This window comes from Thermobaculum terrenum ATCC BAA-798, assembly GCF_000025005.1.
Lineage (GTDB): Bacteria > Chloroflexota > Chloroflexia > Thermobaculales > Thermobaculaceae > Thermobaculum > Thermobaculum terrenum.
In genome coordinates this window covers 1726659-1738468 of sequence record NC_013525.1, presented here as the reverse complement: position 1 = coordinate 1738468, position 11810 = coordinate 1726659, and the positions used below count along the sequence as shown (strand labels likewise).

The following is an 11810-nucleotide window of genomic DNA, read 5'->3' as shown; positions in this document are numbered from 1 at the left end:
GAGTTTGCTTGCTAAGGATAGGTCTCATGTAAAGCCGAAGCTGAGTTGGAAGCAAAAGCTTCTGAGACTTTCCCTTGTGCTGGGATTTATTGGTGCTTTGATTCTCCTTTGGCAGGCTTATAACTCTGACCTATTGCGGGTTCAGGAGGTTAAGGTTAGGGGGGTAAGCCATCTAACAGAGAGCTATGTGATTCAAAGATCTGGAATATTAGGTGCAAATATTCTCACCTTGAATACCGGTGAGGTAGAAGCCAGACTAAGGGATATTCCCTATGTAGATACTGCTAAGGTTAGCAGAGGGTTATCTAATAGGGTTTACATCGATATAGTTGAGAGGCAACCTGCCATAGTTTGGATGTCTGGTGGGAGTAAATTCCTTGTGGACAGTTCTGGTAAAGTCCTGGAAGAGGTGTCTGCTACACCAAGGATGCCTCTCCTGGAGGCTAACACCAAGGGTGATGTACATCCAGGAAGCACCTTGGATCCTAAGCTAGTTGCTTCCACTCTCACTTTGTTTTCAGGTCTCCCTGAGGATATAAGGGCCAGTGTGGAGAAGGTCAAATACACACCAGGTGTGGGATACGAGGTAATATCTTCTGCCGGATGGACCGCTGTAGTAGGCGATGACGACAGGCTTGAAGCCAAGGTGGCTATATTGTCTAAGATACTAACTTTGGGTGACGTGTCATTTATTGACGTGAGTACACCTGCAACTCCCTATTATAGGCTGCGAAAAAGTTAAAATTGAGTAAATTTCTTATCACACATGCATTGGAATACATGCTATACTGTCGGCATCCACGATAATAACTTCCATTCGACAACAGCCCTTTAGCCTTTATGGGAGTGGGTTATGCCGAAGCCTAAGGTAATGGTTGGCATCGATATAGGCACCACCAAGGTATGTACTTTGGTGGTAGAGGTTGCCGAAGATGCCCCAATGAAGGTGCTTGGCGTAGGACTCTCCTCAAGCCAGGGCATATCCAAGGGTGTAATTACAGATATTGATGCTGCTACCGAGGCTTTGGCAAGCTCAGTAGATAAGGCAGAGCGACTATCAGGTTATAAGATAGGCTCAGCCATAGTTGGTATATCTGGGGCTCATGTTAGTTGTTTACAGAGTCATGGAGAGCTCCTACTCCCGGACGGTGGGTACATAGATGCCGCTGATGTAGAGAAAGTACTACAGTCTGCTCGCCATATAGATCTGCCACCTCAGAAAGAAGTGCTTCATGTCATACCTCGCCAATATGAGGTGGATGGTAATGGTGGCATCAAAGATCCAGTTGGGCTTAGCGGCTTTAAGCTGGAAGTTGATGCTCATGTGATTGCTGCTCATGTAGGGGCTGTACAGAACCTGTTGAAGGTGATCCATAGAGTTGGATTGGAAGTTGACGATCTTGTATTACAGCCTTTGGCAAGCAGTTGTTCTGTGCTCACAGAGCCTGAACGTGATCTGGGAGTTATGCTTATAGATATTGGTGGTGGTACCACCGACGTGGCTATCTTTGTTGAAGATGCTATATGGCACACCGCTGTAATACCTCTGGGAGGTAATAACATAACTAATGACCTCTCAATAGTTTTGGGGATAAAGACAGACGTAGCAGAGAAAATTAAGGTAGAATCAGCGGATGTATCTGGCGAGGAGGAGTTGAATTCGAGTTCTCTACCTGGTTTGGGTTCTACGTTGAGGGTGGAGGGATTATCTGATGGAGAATATAAGACCGTATCCCGAAACCTCGTGAATGAGATAGTTGACTCTCGAATCAGTGAGATTTTTGCCTTGGTCTTGAGTGAGCTAAGACGTAGCGGATATGATGATATGGTGCCGGCTGGTGCCGTTCTAACAGGAGGCACGGCCCAACTCAAGGGCATAGTTGATAAGGCTGAGAAGGTACTTGATATGCCTGTGAGACTAGGAGCCCCCGAGGGGTTGTCGGGGTTATCAGAAGCCGTACACAATCCGGCTTTTTCCACATCGGTAGGGCTCCCATTGTGGCGCTTTAGGTCAGAGGCTGCCGCTTCTAGGTTAAGTAAACTACCTGAGCGTCGCTCTGGGGCCGCAAAACTGGTAGGCTGGTTCAGAGAATTTTTACCATAAGAAATTTTGGATAAACAGTATTTTGTTAGAGGAGAAATGCCAGTGGGTCCGGAAGAGAACATCCATAAACTCGTTAGAAGCGATAGCCAGTCATCCTACTCATCCTTTGCTGATAGCAATCGTCTAGCCGTTATAAAAGTCATTGGTGTAGGCGGAGCCGGGGGAAACGCCGTTAGCCGCATGATAGATGCGGAAGTTAAGGATGTCGAATTCATTGTTATGAATACAGACGCACAGGATATTCTTCACTCTGAAGCCGACGTCAGGATATCTATAGGAGATAAGTTGACTAAGGGGCTGGGCGCTGGCGGAGATCCATCAGTAGGGGCTAAGGCAGCAGAGGAGAGCCAGGATGAGATCTATGATGCCCTTAAAGGTGCTGATATGGTTTTCATAACGGCTGGTATGGGTGGCGGTACTGGCACCGGGGCTTCCCCCATTGTGGCTCAGATAGCGCGTGATGTAGGAGCGCTTACCGTAGGGGTAGTAACGCGGCCGTTCTCCTTTGAGGGTTCCAAGAGGCGAGCTGTTGCAGAGGAAGGTATACAGCGTCTGAAGGAGCATGTGGATACCCTGATAGTTATACCTAACGACAGGATTCTTCAGCTGGTCGAGAAGCGGACTACCGTCAAGGAAGCATTCCACATGGCGGACGACGTACTCAGGCAGGCTATCCAAGGTATAAGCGAACTTATTACAGAACATGGCAATATCAACTGTGACTTCGCTGATGTAAAGGCCATCATGAGCAATGCTGGATCTGCATTGATGGCGATTGGCAGGGGAACCGGAGAAAATAGAGCAGTAGAGGCAGCGCGAGCTGCTATAGAAAGCCCGCTTCTGGAGCTATCTATAGAGGGCGCTAAAGGTGTCCTCTTCAACATAACGGGCAGCGAAGACCTGGGAATGCTCGAACTACATGAAGCCGCCCAACTTATACAAGAAGCGGCAGATCCGGAGGCAAACATCATATTCGGTCACGTTATAGACAATAGGCTGCAGGATGAGGTCAAGATCACGCTTATAGCCACAGGGTTCGATAACGTCAAGCGAGTTCCAAGCAACAAACCGGTTTCTATCCAGAAGGAGCCACAAACCCAAAAGCCTCCAGCACAGGAGGACTATGATATACCGGCATTTCTCCGCCTCAGACAGAGGTAGAGCAAAAGAAAAATTTTGATTAGGGGGTGGTGCAACTGCACCACCCCCTAATTTTTATACCTTCATAAAAGTATAAAAAGTGATTTTTAAGTATCATCTTAGAGTAATTGTCATATTTGGAAGGAGAGTAGGGTTATGAGGTCATTTCTAGCGATCAGGTTGTATGTTCTTATCCTAGCTGTGACCCTACTGGTTAGTAGTTGCGGCTCGGGTGGAAGAAATAATTCGCAAACCCCACCAATCTCAGTTACCACTAATGCATCTAGACTACTGCCATCACCTACAGCTTTGGTCACCTTGTCATCACCTACTCCTGAGGTGGTACCAACTCCCAAACAGCAGCTTATGCAACCTAGCCCTACTGCTATCTCTGAACCGACCCCGATAGAGCAGGTCAATTCACGTTATATAGTAGATGTAAGGAAAGTAAACAGGATTATAGGACGTGGTAAGGTTAGATACTTTTTCTCTCGACCAGATATAAAACCACCTAACGTCACTGTTCGAGCCTCTTCTAAATCCATGGCGTATGGTTATATCTTTATAGCACCTAAGAAGGGCCCTGGTCAGTCCGGCCCCATGATTGTTGATAACCAGGGTGAGGTGGTGTGGTTTCTCCCCATGAGAGCTGGTAAGCGTGTTCTAGATTTCAAGGTACAGAATTATAAGGGTAACCCTGTACTTACTTGGTGGGAGGGAGCGTTGGATATGAAATTGGGGAGTGGAAAGGGTGATTTCGTGATAATGAATATGCACTATAAGGAGATAGCTAGAGTCAAGGCAGGAAATGGTTATTATGGGGATCTCCATGAATTTCTGATTACTCCAGAAGGAACAGCCTTGTTCTTAATTTATCATCCTGTTACTAAGGATCTGTCGGACTTAGGAGGAGTGAAGAACACCCATGTAATAGATGGTATTGTACAGGAGGTGGATATAGAATCCGGTAGAGTGCTTTTTGAGTGGCATAGCTTGGATCATGTAGGGCTAGATGAATCTTATATTCCTGTGCCTAAGAATTCGGGCCAGCGTTACGATTACTTCCATGCTAACTCTATAGCTCTAGATAAAGATGGTAACTTGTTAGTCTCTGCAAGGCATACATGGGCTGCTTATAAGATCGATCGAGATACTGGCAACATCATTTGGAGGCTGGGAGGTAAGAAGAGCGACTTTACTTTCGAATCCAAAGCCAAGTTTGCTTATCAACATGATGTGCGTCGCCAACCTGATGGTACTATTACCTTGTTTGATAATGTTGCAGATTCAAGGAAGAATGGGAAATCTCGTGGGCTTGTCCTTAGGGTTGATGAGCAATCCAAAAGGGTTGAACTTGTGAAGGAGTATATACATCCGGATAGAATCCTTTCTATGACCCAAGGTAATATGCAAATTTTATCGAACGGTCATGTGTTTATAGGTTGGGGATCGGAGCCTTTCTTCTCTGAATTTGACCAGGAGGGGAACCTTTTGTTTGATGCTCAGCTACCGACAAGTTATGATAACTATCGATCATATAGATTTGAGTGGTCTGGTGAGCCGGAAAGTGCTCCTAGAATTGCCGCACAGCGTAATCGAAGTCAAGATAAGGTAACTATATACGTTAGTTGGAATGGTGCTACGAGTGTCCACAACTGGGAGGTACTGGCGGGTAATACTCCAGGTAGCTTGATGTCTTTAGGCGTATCTCCAAAGATGGGATTTGAAACAGCCATCCTCCTCAAGACTAATAAACAATACTTTGCGGTTAGAGCTCTAGATGAAAATGGAAACGTGATAGGGAAGTCATCAGTAGTCAAGATAACGAACATGGGTAGAGATTAGTCTTTAGCCATTCCTGTAAAAGTTGGCATCTATCTTCTAATCAAGATTGAACTATAAATAAACTACTAAGCTAAATAGTCCTTGAGGGTACTGGCAACTTATCTCTTGCTCTTACTCAAGGACAAAAGCTGTCTTAGTCCTTTCCTAGCTTGCTCGTTGGTGGTTAGTGTTAAGGAATTGATTAGTACTTCCCATTTATCTAATGTGATGCCTGTGGTATTTGATACCTCACGAGCTATCGTTGGTCCTTGTTGATCCAAAAAGTCTGACAATATATTTAGCTTACTATTTATTATGTGTTGCACTCCCAAGTGTTGTTCTGGAACGTATAATACAGACCTGACCAGCGGCGTGCCGTGCATTATCCACCAAGCTAGGCAAAGGTTTTCCGTGTACTCATATTCTTCGGTAATTTCCAGAGCTTCTTTGCCTATAAGTATCCTTGCCAGCTCTACCGATTCCAAGGTTGTTGAGTCCTGCTCGTATCTGTTTTGTATACCGTAGTACTCCCTCATCAGATGGTCTACTAGGTGCTCATAGAGAGTGTTATAAAAATCAGGGGATAATTGGTAATAGTCGATCTCGTCAAGCCTCTTTGCACTTACGGCCAGGATATCTGGCGCTTGAGCATCCGTACAGAGCATCATGGCTCTCAAGTTGTCAATATTCTCTTTCTCCAGGGCGAAAGGGTCAATGAGTCCTACTGTGGCCTCGCCTGATTTTATTGCTTCAATCGCTTGCAAATCATCTTTTACCACTAAGGAATGCATATCATTGGTCAACCATCCGGACTCAAGCAACCAAAGCAGAGGCATATGAATATGATCAGATTTGAGTGCTATGGTGATTTCAGTTGTCTCCATGAATTTCCTTCCATTCGGTTACGGTTAGTGGTGGTAAATGTTCTTGGGCTCTCTGCTGCTGTACTTTGCTCCATTGCTCGAATTGACTTAGAGGAACTGCCGGTTCTCTGGCTTCAAGAAATTCAGGACTAGAGGCCCAGTTGAAGTATTCTATAGTGTTCCATATTGAGACAGATGCAACGATGAAGGTCGATATTACTATTGCTACACTTCTAGCCTTTTTGTTCTTAAAAACTGCAATTATTTTGTCTAGAGCTAATCCGACGAAAAAGTATATGGAAGGGATCATGCCTATACCCCGTGCTGCATCCGGGGTATTGATAGATAGCACTTGGGTGAAGAACCACGGCACGAGTAACGCTACCCACCAGAGAGCTGAATTTCGGAGACAGAAGAGTGATAGTATCATGCCAAGAGCAAATAGTAATGCTGCTGCTGGATCCAGCAGGGGTTTACCAAATGGAGAGTATCTAGGTCTTGTATCTTTCAGGGGTTGCTCAGGGGGGCTATATGCAGGACCTCCCATAACACTTCCATCAAAGAAGAACCTTGCATTGCGTTGGATTTGATAAAGCAATATGCTCCCAATACCATAGTGACCAAAATACCCATCGTCAGCTGCATTGAGCACACTTACCCTTTCGGCTCTTATATTGAATCTAGCGGGGTCTGCTGCTATCGAGGGGAGTTGAGGGATAAATAGTGCTATGGCAGTGATTATAAGCAGTCCATACCCTGCAACAATCCTGGTCACCTGTTTTCTATGCAGTAAGATAGCTATTGGGGTGTAGGCTATAAGAGACAGTAGGATTGCCCTGCCAGAGAAGTAAGAATATAGCCCCAAGGATGCGGTGAAACCTGTTAAGATCCACCATTTCCACTGTTTCTTTTCCAAGGCCTTGTGCAATAGGAGCAAGGCTAGGGAGGTAATTAGAACTACATTGATGTTTTCCCATCCGGAGCGGGAGAAATTGAGATACCAGACACTAAAGCTCATTAGAGTGAGGGCTAATATGGCTGCTACTGGATGAATGTATCGCCTGTATAGAAGATAAGTAATTGGTAAAGCCAGCATGCTAAATAGGGCGCTTGGCAGCCTTAAACCTAGAAGGTCGTTCTTAGCGAAATAGACAAATATTGAGGCAACCCACATGGAGAAGGCTGGAGATGGCTTCCAATCTAACCCGAACGGTCCAGGTCCACTGTGGGCTAAGATGGTGTATATAACACCAAGATTGTCCGCCTCATCGGCCATCAGGTTAGCTGGAAATGATCCTAGTCGGTAGAGTCGGACTCCAAGAGCTATTGAGCACACTATCACTAGGATGATGAGATAAATATACTCTGCCCTAGTGATTGCACCGGGAATAGCCGTGGCTCTGTTTGTCTTTGAGTCTTGATTGGTAACTCTTGCTGTCATCTCAATAAGTATAGCAACAGAAGCTGTACTTGCAGATTATGGCACTGTATGTGCAACCTTAGTTGCAGATAATCATTATTACAAGAGTATGTTGGGTCTTCCCGAATTTATTGATTCCCATGGCTGTTGAGCTGCCATATAGATCTTTGTAACTCTATTTCGCCTATCTAGCAGCTTTGCTTATAAAAACTATGCAGATAGTTTTATTGCATTGTAGTTCTAGTAGCTATGCTAAGTTTAGGCTTTATGGGGGTTAACCCGGCTCCTGGGGAACGTAGGTGTAGGTAATGACTCTTAAGTCAATACAATCAGTTAGTTCTATTTTATCTTTACGGCTATGTTACGCAAAACCTATGGAGTAACGGGGGTGAGCTAGATAAAGATCAGCTTTTTGCATTATCTAACTAGAAAGAAAGCAGTGGTAGTGTAATGTTTTGCTATCTCAAATGTATGAACTCAAGATACTCCTGGGTGAGCCGCCAGGGACTCGAACCCTGAACCCACTGATTAAAAGTCAGTTGCTCTGCCAGTTGAGCTAGCGGCCCAAAAAGAGTATAACAGAAAAGAAAGCAATTGTTTAATCCCTAGTGGATAGCTTAGTACTATGTATTAGTGATATTTTTCACAAATTCTGTAGTTTGACTTGCATCTTATAGCAGCTGGGTTCTATAATGCGGCGGAGTCTGATTGAGCTTGCAAAACCTACACAAGTTTCGGGATCTAGGGTTCTCTTGTAAAGGTCATGTGAGGGGCCTTTTACTAAGTAAAAGCCAAAGTAGTTGAAAATATATCTGGAAAGAGAGCGGATATGGCACAGGTATTTCATCGCAGCGCTAATGCCTTTGCACGAGCTAGTATCTTTGGTGTAGTGTTTGCTCTTGCTGTTATTGCAGGTGTGGCATATGTGATGGTTAGGTCTAACTATGCCACCCGTATTGACTTTACCCCTGCTCAACCAGTACCCTTCAGCCATGCCCACCATGTGGGTGGAGATGGTATAGACTGTAGGTACTGTCATACTTCTGTAGAAACATCTTCCTTTGCTGGTATCCCCCCCACCAAGACCTGTATGAACTGTCACTCCCAGATATGGACTAACAGCCCACTTCTAGCTCCGGTTAGAGAAAGCTACGAGACTGGCAAACCAATAGAGTGGAAGAGGGTATACGATCTTCCAGAGTTTGTGTATTTCAACCACAGCATACACATAGCCAAAGGCATAGGTTGCTCCACCTGCCACGGCCGTGTGGATAAGATGCAGCTCACCTACAAGGTTACTCCCCTCAACATGGGTTGGTGCTTGGATTGCCATGCTAACCCCGCCAAGTATGTACGTCCCAAGAGCGAGGTGTTCAACATGGAATGGACTCCGCCAGCTAACCAGCTAGAGCTTGGTCATGAGCTGGTGAAGAGATATGGTATCCAGAGCAAGACTAGCTGTTCTGTCTGTCATCGCTAAAGAAAAAGTTGTGGGAAGGTTGGTATGGATCTGGAAACTCTAAAATCTAAGCTGGGCAATTCTAGAGGTAAACAGTTCTGGAGGAGCCTGGACGAGCTAGCTGACTCTGAAGAGTTCAAGCAGTATCTTCACAGGGAGTTCCCCGAAAGAGCTTCCGAGTGGCTTAGCTCCATGAGCAGGAGGGATTTTATTAAGCTCATGGGCGCTTCACTAGCATTGGCCGGTATAACCGCGTGCGGCCCAAGGCCAGCCGAGAAAATAGTTCCCTACGTAGTGCAACCGGAAAACATAGTCCCCGGCGTGCCCTTGTTCTATGCTACTGCGATGCCTTTAGCTTCAAGTGTAATTGGGCTCTTGGTGGAGACTCATGAAGGGCGCCCAACTAAGATAGAGGGTAATCCTGATCATCCTGCAAGCTTGGGGGCTACCGATCATTTTGCTCAAGCTTCTATCTTGAACCTATATGATCCCGACAGAGCAAAGACAATCACCTATGGCAACAACATAGCTTCCTGGGGGAACTTCGTCGGGCAGATCAGCCAAGCTATGGATGGCATCAAGAACCGAAATGGGGCTGGTCTGGCAATAATGACCGGCATGGTAACCTCTCCCACTCTAGCAAATCAGATTCAGTCTCTATTGCAGGATCTCCCTCAGGCTAGGTGGTACGTCCATGAACCTGCCGATACAGATCATGCTATTGAGGGAGCAAGAATAGCCTTCGGGCAGCCTCTGCAGCCTGTGTATGATTTCACTAAGGCTGATGTAATAGTTGCTTTGGATTCTGACTTCTTGCTTGATCTGCCAGGTAACGTACGATATGCTCACGACTTTGCTCAGAAGAGAAGAGTCTCTGGCGAATCGGGTGAGATGAACCGCTTGTACTCCATAGAGAGTACCTTCTCTGTAACTGGTGCCAAGGCTGATCATAGACTTCCTGTACGCCCAAGCAGGATACCACAGATTGCACAAGCTATCGCTGCAAGACTTGGAGTAAATGTCCAGGGGAACATTGAAGGCGAGGAATCCCGTTGGGTTGATGCTATTGTTGCTGATCTCCAGAACCATAGGGGGAGCAGTGTAGTTATAGTTGGCCCTTATCAGCCCCCTGAGTTGCATGCCTTGGCGTATGCTATCAACCAATCTCTTGGCAACATAGGACAGACCCTACGCTTTATCCAGCCAACTGTTTTCCTACCTGATCAAAAGAGGACTGCCTCCGATCTTGTTAATGACATCAGGGGTGGTAATGTCAACCTGCTAGTGATGTTAGGGGGTAATCCTGTATATACTACTCCGCCTTCCCTTGGTTTTGCGGATGCTCTTCGTCAAGTAGACCTGTCGGTATATGTAGGTCTACATAATGATGAGACTGCTGCACTAAGCAAGTGGATGATTCCCGAGGCTCACTATTTAGAGTCCTGGAGCGATGCTCTGGCTTTTGATGGTACTGCCTCCATAATTCAACCAATGATAGATCCTCTGTACGGAGGCAAAACAGCACACGAAGTAATAGCTCTATTAGCTGGTAATGGTAGTGCTGAACCTTATGATTTGGTTAGGCAGTATTGGCAGAAACAACCTCAGATGAGTCAGTCTTTCGAAGAAAGCTGGCGTAGATCGGTACATGATGGTTTTATTAGGGGTTCTGCCAGAGAAGCACAGCAGGTCAGCCTTCGGTCTGGATGGGAGCAATCATTATCCTCTCTAAATCAGGAATCCAGCGAAGGCATGGAGATTGTTTTCAGGCCTGATCCTAATATCTATGATGGTCGGTTTGCTAATAATGGTTGGTTGCAGGAGCTTCCAAAGCCCCTCACGAAGCTTACCTGGGACAATGCCGCACTATTTAGTCCCGGTACTGCCAATAGACTGGGTATTAAAAACGAGGATGTCGTCGAGTTAACACTTGATGGCAAGAAACTCGAGATAGCTGCTCTTATACTACCTGGCCATCCTGACGATACAGTGACAGTGTACTTGGGTTATGGAAGAACTCAGGCAGGTAGTGTAGGTAATGGTTACGGATTCAACGCTTATGCTTTACGTTCTTCGGAATCTCAGTGGCAAGCTTCCGGCCTCCAGGTGCGGAGGACGGGTGGTAGGTATCTTCTAGCTATTACTCAGGGGCACTTTAGCATAGAAGGCAGAAACATAATGCGTACTGCCACCTTGGAGGAATTCAAGAAGAACCCGCATTTTGTGGAAGAGTATGAAGAGGAACACGGAACTCCTCCTTCGTTCTACCCTGATTATGTGTATAACAGCTATAAGTGGGGTATGGCTATCGATATGAATGCCTGTATAGGCTGTAATGCATGTGTGATAGCCTGCCAGTCAGAGAACAATATAGCTGTAGTTGGTAAGAAGAACGTACGTAACTCTCGTGAGATGCATTGGCTGCGCATAGATACCTATTTCTCAGGTGAAGCTTCCAACCCGCATACCTTCTATCAGCCAATGATGTGTCAGCACTGCGAGCGAGCTCCATGTGAGTATGTATGCCCAGTAGCTGCCACAACCCACAGCCCTGAAGGTATAAATGAAATGACTTATAACAGGTGTGTGGGTACAAGATACTGTGCTAACAACTGCGCCTGGAAGGTCAGGCGGTTCAACTTCTTGCAGTACATAAATAAGAATGTGCCTAGCTTGAAGTTGATGTACAATCCAGATGTAACCGTGCGTGAGCGCGGTGTAATGGAGAAGTGTACATTCTGTGTGCAGAGGGTCAACGCAGCAAGAATAAATGCGGAGGTGCATAACCGAAGAATTGGCCCAGATGAGGTCCTTACAGCCTGTCAGGCTGTGTGTCCGACCAATGCCATTGTCTTTGGAGATCTCAATCAGGATAGTCAGGCGGCTAGGATGCAAAAAGATCCAAGGGCATATAAGGTGCTAGGGGAGCTGAATACCAATCCTAGAATCAGCTATCTTGCACCTTTACGGAATCCCAACCCGCAGTTGGAACAGGAGTAA

At 45.9% G+C, this 11810-nt stretch carries 8 protein-coding genes and 1 tRNA gene; 6 read left to right on the top strand and 3 right to left on the bottom strand.

The genetic code is table 11. From position 1 onward, the window contains the following. Positions 1–4: 4 nt before the first annotated feature. The 4 genes from TTER_RS08160 to TTER_RS08140 all read left to right on the top strand — a co-directional run bounded on the left by TTER_RS08160 (position 5) and on the right by TTER_RS08140 (position 5089). A complete protein-coding gene (locus TTER_RS08160) occupies positions 5–742 on the top strand; it encodes a cell division protein FtsQ/DivIB (RefSeq protein WP_169302655.1) in 738 nt (245 codons plus the stop codon). 111 nt (positions 743–853) lie between these two features. After that, positions 854–2104: a cell division protein FtsA gene (gene ftsA, locus TTER_RS08155; RefSeq protein WP_012875541.1), complete on the top strand. Its 1251-nt coding sequence runs from the start codon at positions 854–856 to the stop codon at positions 2102–2104. Positions 2105–2164: 60 nt separating this feature from the next. Next, positions 2165–3265 (top strand): cell division protein FtsZ, encoded by a 1101-nt coding sequence (gene ftsZ / locus TTER_RS08150; protein WP_049823040.1) that lies wholly within the window; start codon positions 2165–2167, stop codon positions 3263–3265. A gap of 135 nt (positions 3266–3400) precedes the next feature. Next, positions 3401–5089 carry an arylsulfotransferase family protein gene (locus tag TTER_RS08140; protein ID WP_012875539.1) on the top strand — a complete coding sequence of 563 codons (1689 nt, stop codon included), beginning with the start codon at positions 3401–3403 and terminating at the stop codon, positions 5087–5089. A 98-nt stretch (positions 5090–5187) separates the two neighbouring features. Here the strand turns inward: TTER_RS08140 and TTER_RS08135 are convergent, their stop codons facing one another. From TTER_RS08135 to TTER_RS08125, 3 genes are all read right to left on the bottom strand, one after another. Next, the gene (locus TTER_RS08135; protein WP_012875538.1) at positions 5188–5952 is read right to left on the bottom strand and encodes a menaquinone biosynthetic enzyme MqnA/MqnD family protein; all 765 of its coding nucleotides are present in this window, start codon (positions 5950–5952) and stop codon (positions 5188–5190) included. Further along, on the bottom strand, positions 5939–7207 hold the full coding sequence (locus TTER_RS08130; RefSeq protein WP_169302654.1) for a glycosyltransferase family 39 protein: 1269 nt from the start codon (positions 7205–7207) through the stop codon (positions 5939–5941). Before TTER_RS08130 ends, TTER_RS08135 begins: the two co-directional genes overlap by 14 nt. Positions 7208–7844: 637 nt before the next feature. Beyond that, positions 7845–7917, bottom strand: a tRNA-Lys gene (locus TTER_RS08125). A gap of 263 nt (positions 7918–8180) precedes the next feature. Here TTER_RS08125 and TTER_RS08120 point away from each other — a divergent pair. Further along, the gene (locus tag TTER_RS08120) at positions 8181–8831 is read left to right on the top strand and encodes a cytochrome c3 family protein (protein ID WP_012875536.1); all 651 of its coding nucleotides are present in this window, start codon (positions 8181–8183) and stop codon (positions 8829–8831) included. A 24-nt stretch (positions 8832–8855) separates the two neighbouring features. Continuing rightward, positions 8856–11810, top strand: coding sequence for a TAT-variant-translocated molybdopterin oxidoreductase (locus TTER_RS08115; RefSeq protein WP_012875535.1), 2955 nt, complete (start codon positions 8856–8858; stop codon positions 11808–11810).

Coding starts and splice junctions, on each gene's coding strand:
- TTER_RS08140 (WP_012875539.1), top strand. CDS start 3,401: ATGAGGTCATTTCTAGCGATCAGGTTGTATGTTCTTATCCTAGCTGTG.
- TTER_RS08115 (WP_012875535.1), top strand. CDS start 8,856: ATGGATCTGGAAACTCTAAAATCTAAGCTGGGCAATTCTAGAGGTAAA.
- TTER_RS08130 (WP_169302654.1), bottom strand. CDS start 7,207: ATGGCCGATGAGGCGGACAATCTTGGTGTTATATACACCATCTTAGCC.
- ftsA (WP_012875541.1), top strand. CDS start 854: ATGCCGAAGCCTAAGGTAATGGTTGGCATCGATATAGGCACCACCAAG.
- TTER_RS08135 (WP_012875538.1), bottom strand. CDS start 5,952: ATGGAGACAACTGAAATCACCATAGCACTCAAATCTGATCATATTCAT.
- TTER_RS08120 (WP_012875536.1), top strand. CDS start 8,181: ATGGCACAGGTATTTCATCGCAGCGCTAATGCCTTTGCACGAGCTAGT.